Raw genomic sequence first — 20,132 nt, 5'->3', positions numbered from 1 at the left:
CCTCCCAACAGGAAGGCAGCGCTGACAACAGACTTCGGTGGAGCTATGCGAGGCCCAGGTCCGCGACGAGCGACTGGAGCATCACCGGCTTGCCGCTGGCCATGGTGCCAGGCTTCACGACCTGCTGCTGTTGCTGTTGCTGTTGCTGCTGGACCTCGGTCGTCGGGAAGCTGACGTTGCTGACGCCAATGGTGTCATTCACCACGGGCTTCAGGGTCGCGGCGTTGCTGGCGAAGGCTCCGAAGAGCACCGTCAGGGCAGCCGGTGAGGCGAGTGCGCGAATCGTACGACGAGAACCCTTCTTCGAGTCGTCCATGCGTACCTCCGGGGGTGTTGTTTTTGTCTGCGACCCGTTCAGGTCTTCACGCATCACCTGCTCGGGCGTCTTGATTGTCCATGGCCTTCTCACGACATATCAAGACGCGACCCGACAAAAACAAACACCCCACCACCATGACTGAATGACTTTGTCAGACACCCAAAACGGCGAGCGCGGGCCTCCGGCGTACCGGGGCCTCGCGACGGGTTGGAGACAGGCGGCGCCGGGGACTCAAGGCGTCGGAGGTGGAGGCGGAGGGGGCGGCTCCGGCGTGGGGGGCAGGGCCAGCCCCGGGAACTCCGCCGCCGTGCCAGTGAACACCAGACGCGTGCCGCCTCGGAGGACCTCGAACTCGAAGGACGAGGGCGCTCCGGTGCGCCAGACGAAGAGGATGTCCGACGGGCGGGAAATCTGCTGCGTGTTGATGCGCACGATGACGTCGTTCTTCTGGAAGGGCCAGAACGCCACCGGAGAAGACTCCGTCACGACCACCGCGCTGAGGTCACGCACCGTCTTGAGCTCGACCACCAGGCTCGCACCATTGGCCTGCATGGAGACGCGGTCCGTCAAGACACTGGTGCTGGCGGAGTTCACCGTGGCCGCCCTTTCACGCGAGGAGTTCGCGGCATGACTCGGGCCTGCGCTGGCCACGAGCAAACCCAGAATCAGAATGGGACTGTTCACAGGCGACCATCCTTGTGGAGGTGGACTGCGGGACGACGAGAGGAGCGGCTCCGGGCCCGGACCTCTCGCACAGCTCAGCGAGGCCCTGCCTTTTCAGACCATCGGCATGGACGACAGGTTTCAGGACTGCGTCATGAAGTGGCGCGCGAAGAGATAATCCAACCATGACTAATGGTCAAATCACGGCAACCCATCAGCAAACGCAACCATTTCGCACCAGCACGACGAGGCGCGCAACGACAGGATTCTCGTTTGGATCCTCCCGTATTTCCTGGCAAGAGCCAGCCCCATCACTGATGTCTGGATGCCTGGTTGTTACATTTCATGTCACAACTGGGACTTTCCCGACACCGGCGGCGACCGCGTGCGTCGAGCCTTGCTCCAGGCAGGCTCGGACGCACGCCGCCATCCACCGCCTCACGCCATTACGGCGCGTCAGCGCGCGAGGAGCTCCTGGGTGGGGCATGTCACATTGGTCGGCATGGCCCACAGCGCGTCACCCCAGGTGTTGGAGTAGGCGCGGAAGAACACGGTGCCGCCCACGCGGGTGAAGTCCTCGGGCGAGGAGCCGCCCAGGGGGCTGAGGTCCGCGACGAGACCTGTCCGCTCGGGCGTGCCGTCCGTCACCCAGGGCTCCAGGCCCGTGCCGCCCTCGTTCGAGCTGAAGAGCAGCGTCCCGGCGCCAGTGTCGAAGAGCGGCGAAGCCCACTCATCGGACGTCGACAGGCCCCGGCTGAGCTCCCGCGTCCCCGCCGCGGTGCCATCCGTTACCCAGAGGCTCACCTCGCGAGGCGCGGGCCCGGGCGTGCCGATGCCCACGGACAGATAGAGCTTCCCGCCCGCGCGCACCGCCATCTGCGTGAAGGGCCACGCGCCGGGCTGGCCCGCGTAGCGGTTGGGCAGCGTGGTCACCGTCTCCTTGCCACCGCCCGCGAGCGACACCCTCGACACCCTCAAGGAGGTCCCTCCCCCGACCACGGACGACAGATAGACGTGCCCACCCAGGGCCCCCAGCAGCCGGACATCGCCACCGAAGGACTCCAGGCGCACGGTGCCTCCCGGAGTCCCGTCCGTCTTCCAGACCTCCGTGATGGCCCCCGAGTCCCAGAAGGTGAAGACACCCACGCCCGTCTCGGTGTGCTCCCAGTTGGAGATATAAATCCGCTCCGCGTCCAGGCGCTTGACCTGCCTGGTTCCCGCGACCGTTCCATCCGTCCGCCACAGCCAGGTGCCCGCCACCGTGCTGCCCATGGTGAACAAGCGCGCCCCCGCCACCTCCAGTGAGCGTGACGACACCTCCTGGTCCGGTCCGTAGGCCATGAGCTGGAACGTCCCCGCCTCCGTCCCATCGGAGCGCCATAGCGACACCCCGGCTCCCGCGGAGGAGTTCCGGAAGAAGGTCAGCACGTCCCCAGCCTGTCCCAGGTAGGACAGCGAGGAACTGGCGGTCCCCGGCTCGAGGTCCTTGACGAGCCGCGTGCCCGCTCCCGTCCCATCACTGACCCACAACTCCCTTCCAAATGGCGACTCATTCACCATGAAGAAGAGGCGGGCGCCCACCGGCGTGAACGCGCTCAGTCCCTGGTAGCCCGGTCCCGGCGCAATGAACTCCTTCACGGGCACGGTGCCCACGGAGGTCCCATCACTGCGCCACAGGGTGGCGCGGTCTCCGTAGAGGTCCGACCCGAAGTAGAGCGTGCCCTGCACGTTCGTCAGTGAGTCGGGCACCGGCACGTTGGGGGACGGGAGCGGCGCGCCCGGAGGCAGGATGTCCTTCACCTTGTAGACGGTGCCCCCGGGGGCACAGGCGTGTGCCTGGACTCGCGCGTCCCCGGTGGCGGCACTCACGTCCTCCTCGACACCACCACAGCCCAGCATCCCCAGCCCCGCGAGAACACACCAGCTTCCAACGCGCATGTGCACCACTCCTCTCCGGCCCGAAACCGGGGGACGGTGGGAAGCAGGGTGGCGAACGCCCATTGCCCTGGAGGGCCGGCCGCTTCAGGAAATCCAACACGGCGTCTGGCCAAGGCAGTGCGCTCGGGTCGCTGGTGAGGAAAAAACCAGTCGATGGAGACGCTCAGCTCCCGGTTCTGGAGACCTCATCTACGGGTTCGAGAACGTGCAGGCCTGTACGGCGAAGTGCGGAAACACGCGTCAGTATGGCCAACCCGCGCCCCAGTACGCAGCGTGCCAATCCAACGTGGCGAGCACGCACATCAACATGCGTGACTGCATCCCCGGCCGCGAACGGTTTTGAGTAGACGCCAGACCTGGGCAGGGCGTGCGCATTCCAAACACACGTCAGACCCACGCCATGAAATGTACCCACTGACGGCGACTGGTTTCGGGAGAAGGCCATGCCTTCACCCGAAGCGGGCACGTCGGAAGGAACGCAGGGGGCCTGAAACGTGGACGTGCCAGGACATCGCTTTGGACGTGCCGTGGTCATGGGCGGCAGCATGGCGGGGCTGCTGAGCGCCCGCGCGCTCGCGGACCACTTCGAGAAAGTCATCATCCTGGAGCGGGACCCGCTCCCCGACACGCACGCGGCGCGCAAGGGCGTTCCCCAGGGCACGCACGTCCACGTGATGCTGGACGCAGGTCACCGCCTCCTGGAACGCTTCTTCCCCGGCCTCCTCCAGGACCTCCAGGACCAGGGGGCCGCGCTCATCGATTCGACCCGGGACGTCGCGTGGCACCACTTCGGCGTCTGGAAGTCGCGCGTCCCCCGGGGCCTTCCCTTGCTGGTGTGTACGCGTCCCTTCCTGGAATGGCACGTGCTGCGCCGGGTGCTCGCGCTGCCCAACGTCGAGTTTCACGGCGGCGTCTCCGTCGAAGGACTGCTCACGGACGCCTCCCACCAGCGCGTCACTGGCGTGCGGTTGAAGAAGGCCGGCGTGGAGGAACCGCTGGAGGCCGCGCTGGTGGTGGATGCCACGGGCCGGGGCTCGCGTGCGCCCCAGTGGCTGGAGGCCCTGGGCCATGCACGTCCCGAAGAGGAACAGGTGCGGGTGGACCTCGCGTACACCACCCGCCTCTACGAACCTCCCGCGCACCGCCAGGAGGACTGGAAGGTACTCATGCAGTACCCGTGTCCGCCGGTGAACTGGCGCACTGGCTTCATCTGCCGCGTGGAGCAGGACCGCTGGATTGTCACCCTCAATGGGTACTTCGGTGAGCACGCGCCCACGGACGACGAAGGCTTCCTCGCGTTCGCCCGCTCACTGCCCCAGCCGGACCTGTACGCCTGCCTGCGGGAGGCCCGGCCATTGGGACCGCTCACCCTGCACAAGGTGAAGGAGAGCCGCTGGCGGCACTATGAACGCCTCGCGCGCTTCCCGGAGAACTGGGTCATCGTCGGTGACGCCGTGTGTGCCTTCAACCCCGTCTTCGGCCAGGGCATGTCGGTGGCGGCCCAGGGCGCTGCGCTGCTCCACGCCTGCATCGAAGAGCAGGCCAGGCGCGTCCCCACGACGCTCGACGGACTCGCCCAGCGCTTCCGCAAGCGCCTGTCCGACACCATCCGCCTGCCCTGGTTCATGGGCACGAACATCGACCTGCAGTACCCGCAGGCCGTCGGCCAGCGGAAGCCCGGCGTGGGGGTGCTGCACTGGTACATCCGGCGGATGATGGAGCGCAGCTCCCAGGACGCCGCCGTGCACCGGCAGTTCAACCGCGTCCTGCATCTCCAGGCGGGACTGGGCGCCGTCCTCCAGCCTTCGGTGGCCCTGCCGGTGCTCGCGGACGGCGCCCGCGCGCTCTTCATGCCCCTGCATGCGCGAGCGAACACAGACATCCGCCCGGCCCTGCCCACCTCATCTCCATGACGGACCGGCGCGCGAAGGCACGCGGCGGCCGAGCCGTTCCGCGAAGAAAGCGAAACCGCGCACGTCCGTGAGCGTGCGGCCCAATGGCTGGCAATGGAGGTTCGCGCCGTCCTCACGCATGGCCTCGGTGAACGCGCCCCGCGAACTCCGCACCGCCAACGCTCCCCCTGAGCTGTCCGGCTTGACGGGGGCAACTCCAGCCTCCTCGCCCCTCAGAAGAAACACCCAGGCTTTGACGGTGCGGACGTAAGCATCTATGATGCGCGACTGATTCGCAGAATCAAAATCACCCTATCCAGCGACCACCGTGAGTCCATCCAACAGGCGTTCCCTTCCGCTCTTCGCCCTGCTTTCCGTCGTCGTCGTGCTGGCCGTCCTGTGGGTGGGCGTGAGGTTCCAGCGCCCGGACGCCGCCGCGTCCGCTCCCGCCGAGGAGGCTGCCGCGCCAGAGGGCCGGACGGTGACGCACGGACAAGGCACCACCGTCGTCCCGTTGAAGCCGCGGCGGGTGGTGGTGTTCGACCTGGTGGCGCTGGACATCCTCCAGGCCCTGGAGGTGGACGTCCACGGCGTGGCGGGCGACATGTTCCCCCAGCACCTGACCCAGTTCCGGGACGCGAAGTACCCGCGCATGGGCACCCTGTTCGAGCCTGACTACGAGGCACTCCAGGCCGCGAAGCCGGACCTCATCATCACCGGGGGCCGCTCCAGCGCGAAGTACTCGAACCTCTCCCGCATCGCGCCCACCATCGACGTGCCGATGAGCGGCAAGGACTTCATCGCCTCGGTGATTGCCAACACGGAGATGCTGGCCAGCGTCTTCGGCAAGGAGGAGAAGGCGCGCGGCCTGATTGAGGACCTGCGCAAGTCGGTGGCGGACCTCCAGCAGGTGACGGCGACCCGGGGCAAGGGCCTGGTCGTGCTCGTCACCGGAGGGCGCATGAGCGCCTACGGCCCGGGTTCGCGCTTTGGCGTCATCCATGGTGACTTCGGCGTGCCCGAGGCCGCCGAGGGCCTGCGCACCTCGCTGCACGGCGAGTCCATCAGCGCGGAGTTCATCCGGGAGAAGAACCCCGACTGGCTGTTCGTCATCGACCGGGACGCCGCCACCGGTCAGAAGGAAGGCAATGCCCGGCAGGTGCTGGACAACGAATTGGTGCGGCAGACGACGGCCTGGCAGAAGAACCAGGTCATCTACCTGGACCCCGGCGTCACCTACCTGACCGGCGGCGGCATCCAGTCCGTCAAACAGCTCCGCGACCAGGTCGCGAGCGCCTACGCGCAGGCCCAGTAGTCCATCCCCACCGTGAAGCGCGCGTTCGCCGCCGCCGCCGTCCTCGTCACGTTGGCGGTGGTCAGCCTCCTGATTGGCGCCAGTGACGTGTCCTGGCGCGCCCTCTTCGCGCCCGAGCCGGATGACCGCGCCCTCCAGGTGCTGGTCATCAGCCGGCTGCCGCGCCTGTTCGCCGTCATGCTGGCGGGCACGTCCCTGGGCGTGGCGGGCCTCCTCATGCAGATGATTGCTCGCAACCGCTTCGTGGAGCCCACGACGGCGGGCACCGCGGAGTCCGCCAGCCTGGGCCTGCTGACCGCCACGTTGCTGGCGCCGGGCCTTCCGGTGCTCGGGAAGATGATGGTGGCCACCGTCTTCGCCCTCGCGGGGACGGCGCTGTTCCTGCTGGTGCTGCGGCGCATTCCCTTGCGCTCGGCCCTCATCGTCCCGGTGGTGGGCCTGATTCTGGGCGGCATCATCGATTCGGCGACGACCTTCTTCGCCTACCGGTACGACCTGCTTCAGACAGTCAACGCGTGGACCACGGGCGACTTCTCCACCGTGCTTCGCGGCCGTTACGAGCTGCTGTGGGTGACCCTGGGCCTCACCTGCGCCGCCTACACCGCCGCGGACCGCTTCACCGTGGCCGGCATGGGCGAGACGTTCACCGCCAACCTGGGGCTGAACTACCCGCGCATCGTCGCGCTGGGGCTGGTCATCGTCGCCCTGGTCACCGCGATGGTGGTCGTCACGGTGGGCATGATTCCGTTCCTGGGCCTGATTGTCCCCAACCTGGTCAGCATGGTCATGGGCGACAACGCGCGCAGGTCCATTCCCTGGGTCGCGGTGAGCGGCGCGGCCTTCGTGCTGCTCTGCGACATCGTGGGCCGCGTGGTGCGCCACCCGTATGAGATTCCCGGAGGCACCATCGCCGGCGTCATCGGCAGCGTGCTCTTCCTGTACCTCCTGCTGAAGCGAGGCGCCCGTGCCGGCTAGCGCCCCGCCCGTCAACCCCCTGCGGCCCCTGCTCGTGCTGGGCTGCGTGGCCGTGGCCTTCATGGCCCTGTTCATGCTCGTCGACGTGAGCGGCCCGTGGGACTTCGTGCTGCCCTTCCGCGGGAAGAAGGTCGCCACCGCGTTGCTGGTGGGCTACGCCGTCGCCGTCTCCACGGTGCTCTTCCAGACGGTGACAGGCAACCGCGTGCTGACCCCCGCCATCATGGGGTTCGACTACCTGTACGTGCTCATCCAGACGTGCCTGGTGTTCTTCCTGGGCTCCACCACCGTGGCGGGGCTGGACCCCCGGTTCCTGTTCGGCGCGGAGGTCATCATCATGGTGGCCTTCTCCGCCGTGCTGCACGGCTGGCTCTTCGGCATGGCCCGGGGCAACGTCCACCTGCTGCTGCTCAGCGGCGTGGTGATGGGCGTGCTGTTCCGGAGCCTGTCGTCGTTCGTCCAGCGCGTTATCGAACCCAACGAGTTCATCTTCCTGCAGGACCGCTTCTTCGCCAGCTTCAACGACCCGGAGCACGAACTGCTGCTGCTCTCCGCGGTGCTGACGCTGGGGGTCTCCGTGCTGGGCCTGCGGCTGTTGCGCGCCTGTGACGTCCTGGTGCTGGGCCGGGAGGCCGCCATCAACCTGGGCGTGGACTACCAGCGGACAGTGTCCTGGGTGCTGGCGCTGGTGGCCATCCTGGTCGCCGTGTCCACCGCGCTGGTGGGGCCCGTGACGTTCCTGGGGTTGCTGGTGGCCAACATCGCCTACGCGGTGATGCGGACCTACCAGCACGCGTTCGTCCTGCCCGCCGCCGCGCTCATCGCCGCCATCGCCCTGGTCGCCGGGCAGTTCATCCTGGAGCGCGTCTTCCGCCTGGACACCAACCCACGCGTCATCATCGAGTTCGTCGGCGGGATGGTGTTCATCGCGATGCTCATGAGAAAGGCCACGAGATGATCGAGGCGAAGAACGTCAGCAAGCGCTACGGTGAAACGCTGGTGGTGGATGGCGTCACCCTGAGCCTGCCCGTGGGTGGCATCACCTCCATCATCGGCCCCAACGGCGCGGGCAAGTCGACCCTGCTGTCCATGATGAGCCGGGTGATGCCCATGTCGTCGGGCAACGTCTGGGTGGACGGGCTGGACGTCACCACCACGCCGGGGGACACGCTCGCGAAGCGGCTGGCCATCCTCCGGCAGGACAACCACATCTCCGCCCGGCTGACAGTGCGTGAGCTGGTGACCTTCGGCCGCTATCCGCACACCAAGGGCCGCCCCACCGTGCAGGACCGCGAACACGTGGAGCGGGCCATCGAGCACATGGGGCTGAGCGCGCTCGCCGACCGCTTCCTGGATGAGATGTCCGGCGGCCAGCGTCAGCGCGCCTTCGTGGCCATGGTGCTCTGCCAGGACACGGACCACGTGCTGCTGGACGAGCCGCTCAACGGCCTGGACCTGAAACACGCGGTGTCCATGATGAAGCGGCTCCGGCACGCCGCGGACACGCTGGGCAAGAGCTTCGTGCTGGTGCTGCACGACATCAACTTCGCCTCCTGCTACTCCGACCACATCGTCGCCATGCGCGACGGCAAGGTCGCGTTCCAGGGCCGCCCGGAGGACATCATGCGCCCCGACGTCCTGCGCGCCATCTACGAGCTGGACATCTCCGTGCAGCAGATTGAAGGCGACTGGATTGCCACCCACTACCGGTGATGGCGCGGCGCGCCAGCCTGGAAAGCAAGGGGTTTCCACTAATCACATACACTTGCACTGCCTTCTCGGGCTGTGCCACATTTCGCCGCGCTGGCCATGACGTCAGCAGACAGCAAGACGCCACCACCTCAAACCAGGAGTTCGCCATGAAGAAGGCCCTGTACTCTTTGGCTGTGCTGATGCGGTTTGCTCGCGCGGACAAGCTCTCCGCCCCGTATATCTATTACTAGTCAAAAGCCGTCAGGCATTGCGCCCTGACGGTTGGGTCTCAAGAGCTGGTCGACGTGGGTGGAGCGCAGGGTTCGCTCCACCTGCGCCAGCGGCAGTTCCCCTCCTCCAGGACCCGTTCATGCCACAGGTGCGCCTACCGCCGGGGCCCCAGGGCCACTTCATTGCTGGCAACCTGGTGGAGTTCTCCGAGGACCCGCTGGGGTTCCTCACCCGCTGCGCCAGGGAGTACGGCGACGTGGTGCGCCTGGGGAAGCGCAACTTCCTCCTCAATCACCCGGACCTGATTGAACGCGTCCTCGTCAACGGCGACGGCAACTTCGTGAAGCTCGCCGGAGTGGGCCAAGGCAAGCGTCACAAAGGCGGCTTTCCCGAAGCGATGATGAACAGCGAGGGCGAGGACTGGCTGCGCAAGCGGCGCCTCGTCCAGCCCGCGTTCCATCGCAAGCACGTGGCCGCGTGTGGTGACACCGTGGTGGCCCTCACCGAAACGATGCTCCAGACGTGGCGCCCGGGCGACGCGCGGGACGTGCACGCGGACGTGTCCGCGCTGGCGCTCGACATCGTCAGCCGATTCCTCTTCCACACGCCCATCGACGACGAGGCCCGCCACGTGGCTGACGCCGTGGACGCCGTCATGCGGCACACCGACAGTCCCCTGCGGCCGCCCATCTGGGTGCCCACGCCCACCAACCTCCGCCTGCGCCGCGCCCTGGGCCGGCTCAACACGCTGCTGGCGACGCTCGTGCGCCGCTATCGGGAGCAGCCGGAGTCGCGCACGGACCTGCTCGCCCTGTTGCTGTCCGCTCCGGTGCCCCTCTCCGAGACCCAGCTGCGCGATGAGCTGGCGACGATGATCATGTCCGGACACGAGACGACGGCGGACGCGCTCGTGTGGGCCTGGTACCTGCTGGCCCAGCACCCGGAGGCCGAGGCCCGGCTGGTGGCGGAGCTGGAGACGGTGCTCGGGGGCCGGCTCCCTGGCGCCGAGGACCTTCCGCGCCTGCGCTACACGGAGGCGGTGGTGAAGGAAGCCATGCGCCTGTACTCACCGGCGTGGATTACCAGCCGGGAGGCGCTGCGCGACTGTGAACTCGGTGGGTTCCACGTCCCGGCGGGCACGATGCTGGCGGTGAGCCAGTGGGTCACCCACCGCGACGCGCGCTACTTCGACGCCCCCGAGTCCTTCCGTCCAGAGCGCTGGCTGTCCGAGGACGCCCAACGCATGCACCGGTACGTCTACTTCCCGTTCGGCGGCGGCCCCCGGTTCTGCATCGGCTCGGCGCTGGCGATGATGGAGACGGTGCTCATCACCGCGTGCGTGGCGCGGCGGTTCCGGCTGGAGCTGGCACCGGGCTGCGTGGTGCGGCCCCGGCCGGCGCTCGCGCTCCAGCCGCTCGGGGTCCGGCTGATTCCGCGGCATCGCTCTCACCAAACACAGGAAGGCGAGGTGCGGCATGCGGCGGGAGCATGAAGGGGCAGCGGTCCGGCGCGAGTTCTTCCGCTCGGCATACCTGCTGGGCGCGCCCTGGGACATCGGCCGGCCCCAACGGGCCTTCGTCCAGTTGTGGGAGGCCGGCGCGATTTCCGGCGAGGTGCTCGACGTGGGCTGCGGCTTCGCGGAGAACGCCCTCTTTCTGGCGGCCAAGGGCCTGCCGGTGTGCGGCGTGGACATGATGGAGCCGGCCATCCAGCGGGCGCGCGAGACGGCCCGTCTGCGCGGGCTCGATGTGGACCTGCGTGTGGGCAACGCCCTGGAGCTGGCCACGCTGGGCCGGCGCTTCGACACCGTCATTGATTCGGCCCTGCTCCACGTCTTCGAGCCTGGAGACCGGCCCGCGTTCGCCGCCAGCCTCGCGAGCGTGCTCCGGCCCGGCGGGCACTACCATGCGCTGTACTTCCGCGACGGACCGCGTGCCGTTCCACCGGAGGCACTGAGCGCGGCCTTCGGGGAAGGCTGGCGCGTGAAGTCCATCCGGGAGGCGCACTACGAGCAGACCGACCCGGAGGGCGCGCAGGCCTGGCTCGCCACCATCGAACGGGTGCCGCCTTCCTCATCGACGGAGGACTGACTCAGGCGCTGTCGCTCCCACCACGAAGCCAGCGCGGGCCCCTTCACTCCGCCAGCAGCTCGCGAAGCCGCGCTTCCAGGAAACGCCGCTCGGGCGCGGTGCGGACCATTGCCAGCGCCCGCCGGTAGGCACTCACGGCCTCGTCCTTGCGCCCCAGACGCCGGAGCAGGTCCGCGCGCGCGGCCGGCAGCAGGTGGTAGTCCGCCAGCCGTCCGGAGTCCTCCAGGTCATCCACCAGGGACAATCCGTGCTCGGGGCCGCGGGCCATCGCCACGGCGGCGGCATGGTTGAGCGCCACCACGGGCCCCGGCGTCAGCACCACCAGCCGCGCATACAGCGCGGCAATCTGCGCCCAGTCGGTGTCCTCGGCGCGCGGAGCCTGGGCATGCAGCGCCGCGATGGCCGCCTGCACCGTGTACGGCCCCCGAGCCCCCATGGCGAGCGCGGCTCCCAGCTCCGCCAGTCCTTCGTCCCGCTGCGCGCCATCCCAGAGCGAGCGGTCCTGCCGGTCCAGCAGCACCAGCCCGCCATCCGCCGCCACGCGTGCCCGGCGGCGGGAGTGGTGAAGCAGCATCAACGCCCGCAGGGACGCCACCTCCGCGTCGTCTGGGAGCAGCGAGCGCGCCAGCCGGGCCAGGCGCAGGGCCTCTTCGCACAGGTCCACTCGCAGCAACGCCGGCCCGTCCGTGGCCGCGTAGCCCTCCGAGAAGACGAGGTAGAGCGTGTGCAGCACGCCCTCGGTGCGCTCCCCCAGCGCCTCGGGCTCCGGGATGACGTAGGGGATGCGCGCGGTGCGTATCTTCCGCTGCGCGCGCACCAGCCGCTGGGCCAGCGTGGCGGGCGACACGAGGAAGGCGCGGGCGATCTGCTCCGTCGTCAACCCACACAGGCAACGGAGCGCGAGCGCCACCTGGGCCTCGGGTGACAAGGCGGGGTGACAGCAGGTGAAGAGCAGCCGCAGCGAGTCGTCCGGCAACGTCTGCCATTCGGCGTCGTCCACGGATGGCGCCACCGCCTCCAACTCGCCCACGCGCGCCTCCAGGCGAGCGGACCGCCGCATGCGGTCCACCGCCTTGTTGCGCGCGACACGCATCAGCCAACCGGCCGGCTCGCGCGGCACACCCTCGCGCGGCCACTGATTCAAGGCCGCGGCGAAGGCGTCCTGCACCACCTCCTCCGCCGCGCCGAAGTCGCCGTCCAGCACGCGGATGAGCGTGGCCACGATGCGCCCGTAATCCTCACGGTGCGCCCGTTCGAGAATGGAGGAGGTGTCCATCATGCCGCGCGGGAGCCGGCGTCAGTCCTGGGGCCTGACGAATTCCCGCACGGGCCGCACCTCGATGGAGCCGCTGCGCGCGCTGGGAATGCGCGACGCGATGCCAATCGCCTCGTCGAGGTCCCTGGCCTCCACGAGAAAGAAGCCGCCCAGTTGCTCCCGCGTCTCCGCGAATGGGCCGTCGGTCGTCAGTCGCTTGCCGTCGCGGATGCGCACCGTGGTGGCCGCCGTCGTGGGCTCCAGTTCCTCGCCCGAGATGAAGTGCCCGCTCTGCTGGATGGCCGCCTCGAAGGTGCCGTACTCCCCCATCACGCGCTGGACGTCCGCCTCCGACATCGCCTCGGCGGCCTTCTCGTTCTCATAGATCATCAGCAGGTACTTCATGGGTCCGTGCCTCACGGGTGAGCGGGAGAAGAGCCTCCCTGCTTCCGTGGTCGAACGAAACCGCCGTGAATCGACCGTCTTTTCACGGGGGATTTCTTTTCGGTTAACCGCCCCCAGCGCCCGCCGTCGATGGCGGCCGATTCACCCTGAGTCAGAGCAGACTCTCTCACTTCCAGTGAGACTCAAGCCCCATTTCAGAATTCGCGTGAACCTGTGTGTCCGTTTTCCCGGTGCCGGGGTCCTCTTCTCGCTTTTCGTTTCAATTCCGAGAATTCGCTCCGAGGTCCACCATGGCTAAGTTTCGCTCCATTGCGCTTCTGGCAGGCATCTCCGTCCTTGGCTCCGCATGCGGCGCCCCTGAGTCCGAGACGCAGGATACGCAGCAGGTCTCGTTCGAGGAGTTCCGCGCCGGCGCGTATCAGGAGCCCGAGTCCGGTGGTTTCGTCGTCGACGGTGACATCTTCCTGCCGACGGAGTCGGAGCTGCGCGAGTTCTACGAGCAGTCCGTTGGCGGCATTGGAACGCAGCAGGGCGCGCTGGCCGTGTATTACAGCGGTGGACGCGACATCAAGTGGAGCGCCAGCCAGGCCCTCAACCTCACGTACTGCGTGAGCACCAAGTTCGGCGGCAACTACACGCGCGTGGTCAACGCGATGAAGAGCGCCGCGGCGGAGTGGGAGGCGGCCGCCAACGTCAAGTTCGTCCACGTCAGCGCTGAAGACTCGAAGTGCACGAACCGCAACAACAACGTCGTGTTCGACGTGAACCAGACGAACACGTCCCAGTACCTGGCGCGCGCCTTCTTCCCCAACAGCGCCCGCCGCAGCGCCAACGTCCTCATCTCGACCACGTCCTTCCAGAACATCGCGCCCTGGACGCTGGAGGGCGTGCTTCGCCACGAGCTGGGTCACGTGCTGGGCTTCCGCCACGAGCACACCCGCCTCACCAGCACCGGCTGCTACGAGGACAACGCCTGGCGCGCGCTGACGCCGTATGACTCCAGCTCCGTCATGCACTACCCGCAGTGCAGCGGCACCCAGACGGGTGACCTGGTGCTGACCAGCGACGACCGCAGCGGCGCCCGCGCGCTGTACCCGTAAGCTCCACGGTCTTCCGTCGGCCCCAAGGGCCACCGCCTTCATGGCGGTGGCCCTTTTTCGTTTCACCAACGCCGCCTCGACACGCGCCCGGGTTGGCTGTCCGACACCTGGCGTGGGCGTCACCGCAAACCCCTGGCCCCCATGCGCCGCGGATGCCCTGAATGCTCGGCACCCGCGGGCGGTGAACGGCCGGGCCGTCCTCGGTGGAGGGAGCCTGCCTCCGGCCATCGAGGAGTCGCCATGAAGTACACGCAATTGGGCCGCTCGGGGCTCTCCGTCAGCCGGCTGTGCCTGGGCACCATGAACTTCGGTTGGACGGCCGAGGAGCCGGAGTCCCACGCCATCATGGATTCCGCGCTCGACCACGGCATCAACTTCTTCGACACCGCCAACGTCTACGGCTTCGGGGAGAACAAGGGCCGCACCGAGGAGGTCATCGGCAACTGGTTCGCCAAGGGCGGCCGGCGGCGCGAGCGCACCGTGCTCGCGACCAAGCTCTACGCGCCCATGGGGGACTGGCCCAACGAGGGCAAGCTGTCCGCGCTCAACATCCGCCGCGCGCTGGATGCCAGCTTGAAGCGGCTGCGCACGGACTACGTCGACCTCTATCAGTTCCACCACATCGACCGTGCCACGCCCTGGGAGGAGATCTGGCAGGCCATGGAGGTGGCCGTGGCGCAGGGCAAGGTGCTCTACGTCGGCAGCAGCAACTTCGCGGGCTGGCACATCGCCCAGGCCCAGGCCGTGGCGGCACGGCGCAACTTCACCGGACTGGTCAGCGAACAGTCGCTCTACAACCTGATGGCCCGCACCGTGGAGCTGGAGGTGCTGCCCTCCGCGCAGTTCCATGGCGTGGGCATCCTCCCCTGGTCTCCCCTCCAGGGCGGACTGCTGGGCGGCGTGCTCCGCAAGGAGCGCGAAGGCAAGCGCCGTCTGGAAGGGCGCGCCAAGGAAGCCCTCCAGAAGCACCGCGACCGCATCGAGCGCTACGAGGCGCTCGCCGACGAGCTCGGGCATCAGCCCGGTGACGTCGCGCTGGCGTGGCTGCTGCACCAGCCCGCTGTCACCGCGCCCATCATCGGACCGCGAACGTCCGCCCAGCTCGATGCCGCGGTCCACGCGGCCGATGTCACACTTGATGCGAAAACATTGTCACGCCTGGATGACATCTTCCCGGGCCACAAGCCCGCCCCGGAGGACTACGCCTGGTGACGCACCGGGCGAGACATAAAAGGTTACAAATCCCTCTCAAACGGTCGGAAAAGACACCCAATCATCACGGAGTGTCACTATTGACGACTGGGAATTCCTCTCATATTCCCAGCCGCGGTATCCCCCAACAGAAGAGAGGTTCTCATGAAGTCGATGGCTGGAATCTTCGTCATGGCGCTGGTGATGCTGACCTCCTGCGGGCCCGTGCCCACCGAGGAGCAGACCCAGGGAGGTAACGACGTCACCGCCGAGGACCACTTCCGCACGCAGGAGGCCGCGCTGACCGGTGACTGTTTCGTGCAGATCGAGTGCGAGGGTGGGAACATCAAGTCGTGCTACGGCACGGGCTTCGCCTGTTCGGCCAACAGCGCCAACGGCGGCACCGTGACCTGCAACGGCAACTCACAGAGCTGCAGGCCCATCATCCAGGAGCCCATCTGCAGCTGCCGGGCGGATGGCTGCTGCAATCAGCTGTGCGCCATCAGCGACCCGGACTGCCGCTTCGTCCCCGAAGAGCCGAAGTAGGCACGGACCTCCGGGTGCGGTCCTCCAAGGGCCGCCCCCGGATGCACCGCGGGAGCGCCAGCAACCGCGTTACTCAAAGCCCGGGCGCGTGACGTACTCGGCGTGGACGCGCTCGTAGGCTTCCCAGAAGTCAGGCGAGCGCTGTCCATTCAGCCGGTCGACCAGGAGGTCGAGGTGCGTATGCCAGCCGCCCGCCACGCTGCGCAGGGAGTCCCGGCCATCGAGTCGCACGTGGGTGACGGTCAGCAGAACGCCGTCCTCGCGCTCGGTCAGCTCGAAGCGGACCTCTGACGGGTCCCCGTGGTTCTCCGCCCACGTATAGGCAAACACGTGCGGCGGCTCACACGCCGTCACGCGCCCCACATTGACGTGGCCCTGTGCCATGTCCGCATGGCGCGACGGTGGGGCGCCGCCTTCCTCTGACAGCTCGGCGTGGCGGAACAGCAGCTCCACCTTGCCACCGACCTTCGTCTCCGTGGGGCCGCCCGCGAGCCACAGCCGGCGCTTCTCCGGCTCGGTGAGATAGGCCCACACGCGCTCGATGGGGCCGGGCAGCAGGCGTTCGAATCGGACGGTGTCGGAGGACAACAGGCGGGCGTGCGAGTCTCGTTTCATGGCGCCTTCGGTCATGCGTGGGGGTGGGGGGAACCGCGGCGTCAGACGAGGTGCCGCGCGTCCTCGGGGACATGGTCCGGAACGAGCGCGAGCGCGATGCCGTGCTCCAGCCAGGCCTTGGCCCCGGCGAGGAGCAGGTTGAAGCCCCCGGTGCTGTCCAGCGCTCGCGCCACGACGGCCTTGTCGTCACCCCGGAAGCCGGACTCGACGACGCGGACAAACGTGCGGTCCGGCGACAGCGTCGTGAAGGTCCACTCGACGAAGGTCATCGCCCCCGGGTCGCCCCACTCGATGCGCAGGCGGGCGCCGGGCTCGAAGTCCAACACGTTCACGGTGGCCGACACGCCGTAGGTGTCCCAAAACCACTGCGCCGTGCCGCCGGGCTGGAGCCGCGCGCTGCCCCGGCTGAACCAGAACTTCGTGGTGATTGCGGGGTCCACGAAGGCCGCGAAGACGTCCGCCACGGGACGGCGAATCATCATCATCGCCGTGGCAACCGGCGCACCCTTGTCATTCCCTGTCGACGCCATGACACACTCCCAATATTCACCCAGTTGGTTGAGTATTTCTGCAACCACCGCTCGATTGTCAACCGAATGGTGAAATTTCCACCGAGCCCGGGACGGCGCCACCAGGTGCTTTCAACCGATGACGCGGAAGGCCGGCGGATCGATGCGCGTGGCGCGGCACTGGGGGCAGGCACCGGGCCGCGTGAAGCGCCTGCGGTCCTTGAAGGTGAAGCCACACGCCAGGCATGAGGCGGGCAACACCTCCAGGCGGGCGCCCTGGACCTTGAGGGATTTCTCCAGGTGCTCCAGGTGCCCGGCCACGTCCTTCTCGGAGATGCCCACCAGGGCGGAGAGGTCCTTCGCGGTGAGGCCGCTCTCCGGGGCGGACGTCAGCGCCGCCTCCAGCGCGCCGCGCACGGTGCTGCCGCGCGCTGGAGGAACAGGGGCACTCACGCGCCAATCGCCCCCGGGTCCGTCGCCAGCTCGCCGCCCAGGTGCATGCCCGTCTGGCACCGGTAGTCCGTCACCAGCGACGCGAGCACGGTCGTCACGCCCACCGCCACGTGGATGGCCGCGGCCAGCGGGCTGCGCTTCGCATAGCCCAGCACGAAGGGCGAGAGGATGGACGCGGCGCCAAAGGCATAGTCGGCGATTTCATGCGCTTCGATGGGGATGAGCTTGGTCAAGCTGATGCGGTAGTCCGTCAACAATGACACACCGAGGATGGTGGACCCCAGGGCAATGCCCGCGGACTTCGCCACGGCATCTCCGGACAACACCCCCGCCACCACCGAGGCCGTCCCGCCCTTGTAGTCCATGAGCGAGTGCAGGTCCTGGGGCACCCACCGGCGCAACGGCAGCCGTCCCAGGAGCGGACGGGAGATGATGCCAGCGGCGGCGCTCCGGTCCATGGCGCGGCGCACGCCCCGCCGGAAGCGCCCCTCCGGAGGCACCGGGGGCGGGACGAGTCTGGGGGTGGACGGGCTCAGGGTCTGCGGTTCAGCCATGTGGCGCTCCTTCCAGTCTTGCCGTCGTGAAGTCGCCACTACGGTAGGCACGCGGCCCGTGACGCATGGCGATGCGCGCCTCGCCTGCCCGGGCACCGAGGGTAGGAAGCCTGTCCACCCGCGAATTCCTGGCTGCTGGGGAACCAGGGGGGCTTCCACTCGGTGGCCCGCCCCGGGCAGACTATGGCTCGCAGCACAGCCCTTCAGTTTCTGAGAGGGCGATATCCGCGGCCACCCAGCCGCTTTGGAACGAAAGAACGCGATTCATGGCAACCGGTACCGTCAAGTGGTTCAACGATGCGAAGGGCTTTGGGTTCATCGTGCAGGACGGCGGCGGTGAGGACGTGTTCGTCCATCACAGCGCCATCAACATGGATGGCTTCCGCACCCTGCAGGAAGGCCAGAAGGTGGAGTTCGAAGTAGGCCGGGGCCCCAAGGGTCTGCAGGCGCAGAACGTTCGCGCGGCCTGAACGGCGGTCCGGCGAAGCCATGAAAGCCCGGTCTCGCGGATGGCGAGTCCGGGCTTTCTCTTTGCGGGCGCCCCCTGAGAGGCTGCGTGGCCCATGCGCCTGCCCCGCTTCCCGCGTGTCATCGGCTTCGACGACGGCCCCTTCGCGCGCCGCCCTGGCGCCGCCGTGCCCCTGGCGGGCGTGGTGTGTGGAGGCACGCGCTTCGAAGGACTCGTCTGGGGACGGGTGCGCCGCGACGGCTGGAACGCCACGCGGGAGGTGTGCCGGCTGCTGGAAGGCGGGAAGTTCCTCCCGCAGCTCCACCTGGTGCTGCTGGATGGCATTGCGTTCGGCGGCTTCAACGTCGTGGACCTGCCCCTGCTGGCCAGCCGGCTGAAGCGGCCGTGCGTGGCGGTGATGCGGCGGCCACCGGACCTGGACGCGGTGGAGCGCGCGCTGCGGCGTCTGCCTCGCGCGGACGCGCGCTGGGCGAAGCTGAAGCGCGCGGGCCCCATCCACCAATTGGGAGGCTTCACCTTCCAGGTGCAGGGCGCGGAGCCCTCCTGGGTGGCGGAGGCGCTGGCGCGCGTGACGGACCGCGGCCTCGTCCCCGAGCCCCTGCGGCTGGCGCACCTCATCGGCTCCGCCGTCGTCACCGGCCAGAGCAGTCAGCGCGCCTGAGCCTTTCCCAGACGGGCTTCACCTCCTGGCGGAGGATTGCGCCGTCACCACATGCGGGTGCCAGCGCGCGGAAACTTCCACCGGCGCCAGACAACCCAGACACGCTTGCACACTCTTCCAGCCATGAACCTGCCCTGGGGGGCCGCATGGAACCCCGTTTGTCTTCATGTTAATCTTTGCCTCGCGAGGAGGGCGCACGCATGTTCGAAGTCATCAATGACAAGAATCGCCGTACCGTCACCGTGCGGTTGAGTGGGTTCGTCAGGCCGAACGAGATGCGGGACTTCGCGAGCCGGTATCGTCACGAAACAGACTCCTACGGAGGAGGACGACACCTGGTGCTCGCGGACATGCGTGGGCTCAGGACCCTGGAGCCGGAGTCCGCCAGCCTCTTCGGAGAGGTGGTGGCCTACGGCCGGCAGATGGGCTGCGTCATGTGCGCGCACGTCTCGGATTCCACCATCGCCCGGCTGCAGACGGCGCGGGTGGCCTCGGCGGCGGCGGCTGACAACGACATCACGGTGGACTGCGTGTCGCTGGAGGAAGCGCACTCGCAGCTCGCCAAGGCGCGCTCGCGCTACTTCCTAGGCGCGGCTCCGGAAGACGCGGTGGAGCACGCGGCGCGCTGAGACACACCTCCAGGCTGGAGCAGGACGGCTCCAGCCCCTGGAATCCCAGCAGGCTCAGGCCTCGTGGCCGTTGCGCCACGTAAGCCGGTAGGTGACGCCTTCGTCGGTGAAGGCGCGCACCTGCACCTCGGCATGCGGCGCTCCCACGGCGCGCAGGCCCGCGCGTAGCGCGCCTTGCGTGAAGTAGCGGATGGCCCCGGCCTCGTTCATCCACAGGTCCACTTCGGTGGGGGACACGTCGTCCAGGCGTGTCTCCGTGTAGTTGTTCCCGGAGCGGAACATCTGCCGGGCCCGGCTCACGCACCGGCGGGGGCCCAGGAGCTGAATCACACCGAAGGCCGCGCGGCCCAGCACCGTCTCCCGGTAGCCGTCCACCATGCGCTCACCCAGCAGCGCGTAGCCCACGTCGTCGGGCACGTCCGGGTGCAGCTCGCGCGCGGCCACGCGCACGGCGAAGCACCATGTTTCAAAGGCGTAGGCGGGCTGCAGCTTGCGCTCCAGGTCCACGCCCACCTCCCGCAGCCGCTCGCGGAGCACGGGGGTGACGCGGGCACCCAGTCCCCGCACGAAGAGACCCTCCAAGGTGTGCTCGAAGACGAGCTTCTCCGGCATGTTCAGCAGTGTACCCTT

The 20,132-nt window shown here is 68.2% G+C and carries 24 protein-coding genes; 14 read left to right on the top strand and 10 right to left on the bottom strand.

Translation table 11 applies throughout. The features are described 5' to 3' along the window. Positions 1 to 43: 43 nt before the first annotated feature. The 3 genes from FMP39_RS19260 to FMP39_RS19250 all read right to left on the bottom strand — a co-directional run bounded on the left by FMP39_RS19260 (position 44) and on the right by FMP39_RS19250 (position 2,920). A complete protein-coding gene (locus FMP39_RS19260) occupies positions 44 to 316 on the bottom strand; it encodes a hypothetical protein (protein ID WP_225888511.1) in 273 nt (90 codons plus the stop codon). A 234-nt stretch (positions 317 to 550) separates the two neighbouring features. Further along, positions 551 to 1,003 carry a hypothetical protein gene (locus FMP39_RS19255; protein ID WP_228558122.1) on the bottom strand — a complete coding sequence of 151 codons (453 nt, stop codon included), beginning with the start codon at positions 1,001 to 1,003 and terminating at the stop codon, positions 551 to 553. A gap of 435 nt (positions 1,004 to 1,438) precedes the next feature. Then, complete coding sequence (locus tag FMP39_RS19250) at positions 1,439 to 2,920, bottom strand: hypothetical protein (protein WP_228558121.1); 1,482 nt, start codon at positions 2,918 to 2,920, stop codon at positions 1,439 to 1,441. 494 nt (positions 2,921 to 3,414) lie between these two features. On the opposite strand from FMP39_RS19250, the gene FMP39_RS19245 reads away from it, so the two are divergent. The 8 genes from FMP39_RS19245 to FMP39_RS19215 all read left to right on the top strand — a co-directional run bounded on the left by FMP39_RS19245 (position 3,415) and on the right by FMP39_RS19215 (position 11,115). Next, a complete protein-coding gene (locus tag FMP39_RS19245) occupies positions 3,415 to 4,833 on the top strand; it encodes an NAD(P)/FAD-dependent oxidoreductase (RefSeq protein ID WP_141591794.1) in 1,419 nt (472 codons plus the stop codon). Positions 4,834 to 5,140: 307 nt separating this feature from the next. After that, complete coding sequence (locus FMP39_RS19240; protein WP_141591793.1) at positions 5,141 to 6,127, top strand: siderophore ABC transporter substrate-binding protein; 987 nt, start codon at positions 5,141 to 5,143, stop codon at positions 6,125 to 6,127. 12 nt (positions 6,128 to 6,139) lie between these two features. After that, positions 6,140 to 7,102: an ABC transporter permease gene (locus FMP39_RS19235; protein ID WP_141591792.1), complete on the top strand. Its 963-nt coding sequence runs from the start codon at positions 6,140 to 6,142 to the stop codon at positions 7,100 to 7,102. Further along, complete coding sequence (locus FMP39_RS19230; protein WP_141591791.1) at positions 7,092 to 8,060, top strand: iron chelate uptake ABC transporter family permease subunit; 969 nt, start codon at positions 7,092 to 7,094, stop codon at positions 8,058 to 8,060. The genes FMP39_RS19235 and FMP39_RS19230 overlap by 11 nt, the downstream gene beginning before the upstream one ends. After that, positions 8,057 to 8,815: an ABC transporter ATP-binding protein gene (locus FMP39_RS19225; protein ID WP_141591790.1), complete on the top strand. Its 759-nt coding sequence runs from the start codon at positions 8,057 to 8,059 to the stop codon at positions 8,813 to 8,815. The genes FMP39_RS19230 and FMP39_RS19225 overlap by 4 nt, the downstream gene beginning before the upstream one ends. Then, complete coding sequence (locus tag FMP39_RS38680; protein ID WP_368667070.1) at positions 8,815 to 9,045, top strand: cittilin family RiPP precursor; 231 nt, start codon at positions 8,815 to 8,817, stop codon at positions 9,043 to 9,045. Before FMP39_RS19225 ends, FMP39_RS38680 begins: the two co-directional genes overlap by 1 nt. 119 nt (positions 9,046 to 9,164) lie before the next feature. After that, positions 9,165 to 10,517, top strand: a complete 1,353-nt coding sequence (locus FMP39_RS19220; protein ID WP_141591789.1) for a cytochrome P450 — start codon at positions 9,165 to 9,167, stop codon at positions 10,515 to 10,517. Next, on the top strand, positions 10,501 to 11,115 hold the full coding sequence (locus FMP39_RS19215; RefSeq protein ID WP_141591788.1) for a class I SAM-dependent methyltransferase: 615 nt from the start codon (positions 10,501 to 10,503) through the stop codon (positions 11,113 to 11,115). The genes FMP39_RS19220 and FMP39_RS19215 overlap by 17 nt, the downstream gene beginning before the upstream one ends. A gap of 43 nt (positions 11,116 to 11,158) precedes the next feature. Here FMP39_RS19215 and FMP39_RS19210 read toward each other — a convergent pair whose 3' ends face one another. After that, positions 11,159 to 12,394, bottom strand: coding sequence for an RNA polymerase sigma factor (locus FMP39_RS19210; RefSeq protein ID WP_141591787.1), 1,236 nt, complete (start codon positions 12,392 to 12,394; stop codon positions 11,159 to 11,161). Between the two features lie 18 nt (positions 12,395 to 12,412). Next, positions 12,413 to 12,775, bottom strand: coding sequence for a YciI family protein (locus FMP39_RS19205; RefSeq protein WP_194858468.1), 363 nt, complete (start codon positions 12,773 to 12,775; stop codon positions 12,413 to 12,415). A gap of 290 nt (positions 12,776 to 13,065) precedes the next feature. On the opposite strand from FMP39_RS19205, the gene FMP39_RS19200 reads away from it, so the two are divergent. The 3 genes from FMP39_RS19200 to FMP39_RS19190 all read left to right on the top strand — a co-directional run bounded on the left by FMP39_RS19200 (position 13,066) and on the right by FMP39_RS19190 (position 15,612). After that, entirely contained in the window at positions 13,066 to 13,875 is an 810-nt protein-coding gene (locus tag FMP39_RS19200; protein WP_141591785.1) for a M57 family metalloprotease, read from the top strand. Between the two features lie 240 nt (positions 13,876 to 14,115). Further along, positions 14,116 to 15,087, top strand: coding sequence for an aldo/keto reductase (locus FMP39_RS19195; protein ID WP_141591784.1), 972 nt, complete (start codon positions 14,116 to 14,118; stop codon positions 15,085 to 15,087). 144 nt (positions 15,088 to 15,231) lie between these two features. Next, positions 15,232 to 15,612 carry a hypothetical protein gene (locus tag FMP39_RS19190; protein ID WP_141591783.1) on the top strand — a complete coding sequence of 127 codons (381 nt, stop codon included), beginning with the start codon at positions 15,232 to 15,234 and terminating at the stop codon, positions 15,610 to 15,612. Positions 15,613 to 15,681: 69 nt separating this feature from the next. Here the strand turns inward: FMP39_RS19190 and FMP39_RS19185 are convergent, their stop codons facing one another. The 4 genes from FMP39_RS19185 to FMP39_RS19170 form a co-directional block, all read right to left on the bottom strand. Beyond that, positions 15,682 to 16,227, bottom strand: coding sequence for an SRPBCC family protein (locus FMP39_RS19185; protein ID WP_228558120.1), 546 nt, complete (start codon positions 16,225 to 16,227; stop codon positions 15,682 to 15,684). 41 nt (positions 16,228 to 16,268) lie between these two features. After that, a complete protein-coding gene (locus tag FMP39_RS19180; RefSeq protein WP_141591781.1) occupies positions 16,269 to 16,757 on the bottom strand; it encodes an SRPBCC family protein in 489 nt (162 codons plus the stop codon). A 111-nt stretch (positions 16,758 to 16,868) separates the two neighbouring features. Further along, the gene (locus tag FMP39_RS19175) at positions 16,869 to 17,189 is read right to left on the bottom strand and encodes a transcriptional regulator (protein WP_011550804.1); all 321 of its coding nucleotides are present in this window, start codon (positions 17,187 to 17,189) and stop codon (positions 16,869 to 16,871) included. Further along, entirely contained in the window at positions 17,186 to 17,743 is a 558-nt protein-coding gene (locus tag FMP39_RS19170; RefSeq protein ID WP_228558119.1) for a hypothetical protein, read from the bottom strand. Before FMP39_RS19170 ends, FMP39_RS19175 begins: the two co-directional genes overlap by 4 nt. Before the next feature lie 266 nt (positions 17,744 to 18,009). On the opposite strand from FMP39_RS19170, the gene FMP39_RS19165 reads away from it, so the two are divergent. From FMP39_RS19165 to FMP39_RS19155, 3 genes are all read left to right on the top strand, one after another. Next, positions 18,010 to 18,213 carry a cold-shock protein gene (locus tag FMP39_RS19165; protein WP_002635980.1) on the top strand — a complete coding sequence of 68 codons (204 nt, stop codon included), beginning with the start codon at positions 18,010 to 18,012 and terminating at the stop codon, positions 18,211 to 18,213. 93 nt (positions 18,214 to 18,306) lie between these two features. Continuing rightward, complete coding sequence (locus FMP39_RS19160; protein WP_141591780.1) at positions 18,307 to 18,873, top strand: DUF99 family protein; 567 nt, start codon at positions 18,307 to 18,309, stop codon at positions 18,871 to 18,873. A gap of 200 nt (positions 18,874 to 19,073) precedes the next feature. Then, entirely contained in the window at positions 19,074 to 19,502 is a 429-nt protein-coding gene (locus FMP39_RS19155; RefSeq protein ID WP_186817974.1) for a hypothetical protein, read from the top strand. 54 nt (positions 19,503 to 19,556) lie between these two features. Here the strand turns inward: FMP39_RS19155 and FMP39_RS19150 are convergent, their stop codons facing one another. Further along, positions 19,557 to 20,114, bottom strand: coding sequence for a DUF2378 family protein (locus FMP39_RS19150; protein ID WP_141591779.1), 558 nt, complete (start codon positions 20,112 to 20,114; stop codon positions 19,557 to 19,559). Between the last annotated feature and the right edge of the window lie 18 nt (positions 20,115 to 20,132).

Origin of the sequence: Myxococcus sp. AB056 (assembly GCF_006547365.1) — a bacterium.
Taxonomy (GTDB): domain Bacteria; phylum Myxococcota; class Myxococcia; order Myxococcales; family Myxococcaceae; genus Myxococcus; species Myxococcus virescens.
Note: the sequence above shows the minus strand (reverse complement) of the source record. Positions and strands in the feature narration are given on the sequence as shown.

Bases quoted from the DNA above. Each gene is read 5' to 3' on its own strand.
- FMP39_RS19260 (WP_225888511.1), bottom strand. From the start codon at position 316: ATGGACGACTCGAAGAAGGGTTCTCGTCGTACGATTCGCGCACTCGCC.
- FMP39_RS19170 (WP_228558119.1), bottom strand. From the start codon at position 17,743: ATGGCTGAACCGCAGACCCTGAGCCCGTCCACCCCCAGACTCGTCCCG.
- FMP39_RS19225 (WP_141591790.1), top strand. From the start codon at position 8,057: ATGATCGAGGCGAAGAACGTCAGCAAGCGCTACGGTGAAACGCTGGTG.
- FMP39_RS19190 (WP_141591783.1), top strand. From the start codon at position 15,232: ATGAAGTCGATGGCTGGAATCTTCGTCATGGCGCTGGTGATGCTGACC.
- FMP39_RS19150 (WP_141591779.1), bottom strand. From the start codon at position 20,114: ATGCCGGAGAAGCTCGTCTTCGAGCACACCTTGGAGGGTCTCTTCGTG.
- FMP39_RS38680 (WP_368667070.1), top strand. From the start codon at position 8,815: ATGGCGCGGCGCGCCAGCCTGGAAAGCAAGGGGTTTCCACTAATCACA.
- FMP39_RS19165 (WP_002635980.1), top strand. From the start codon at position 18,010: ATGGCAACCGGTACCGTCAAGTGGTTCAACGATGCGAAGGGCTTTGGG.
- FMP39_RS19200 (WP_141591785.1), top strand. From the start codon at position 13,066: ATGGCTAAGTTTCGCTCCATTGCGCTTCTGGCAGGCATCTCCGTCCTT.
- FMP39_RS19185 (WP_228558120.1), bottom strand. From the start codon at position 16,227: ATGAAACGAGACTCGCACGCCCGCCTGTTGTCCTCCGACACCGTCCGA.
- FMP39_RS19180 (WP_141591781.1), bottom strand. From the start codon at position 16,757: ATGGCGTCGACAGGGAATGACAAGGGTGCGCCGGTTGCCACGGCGATG.
- FMP39_RS19250 (WP_228558121.1), bottom strand. From the start codon at position 2,920: ATGCGCGTTGGAAGCTGGTGTGTTCTCGCGGGGCTGGGGATGCTGGGC.
- FMP39_RS19205 (WP_194858468.1), bottom strand. From the start codon at position 12,775: ATGAAGTACCTGCTGATGATCTATGAGAACGAGAAGGCCGCCGAGGCG.
- FMP39_RS19215 (WP_141591788.1), top strand. From the start codon at position 10,501: ATGCGGCGGGAGCATGAAGGGGCAGCGGTCCGGCGCGAGTTCTTCCGC.
- FMP39_RS19220 (WP_141591789.1), top strand. From the start codon at position 9,165: ATGCCACAGGTGCGCCTACCGCCGGGGCCCCAGGGCCACTTCATTGCT.
- FMP39_RS19210 (WP_141591787.1), bottom strand. From the start codon at position 12,394: ATGATGGACACCTCCTCCATTCTCGAACGGGCGCACCGTGAGGATTAC.
- FMP39_RS19160 (WP_141591780.1), top strand. From the start codon at position 18,307: ATGCGCCTGCCCCGCTTCCCGCGTGTCATCGGCTTCGACGACGGCCCC.
- FMP39_RS19155 (WP_186817974.1), top strand. From the start codon at position 19,074: ATGTTCGAAGTCATCAATGACAAGAATCGCCGTACCGTCACCGTGCGG.
- FMP39_RS19195 (WP_141591784.1), top strand. From the start codon at position 14,116: ATGAAGTACACGCAATTGGGCCGCTCGGGGCTCTCCGTCAGCCGGCTG.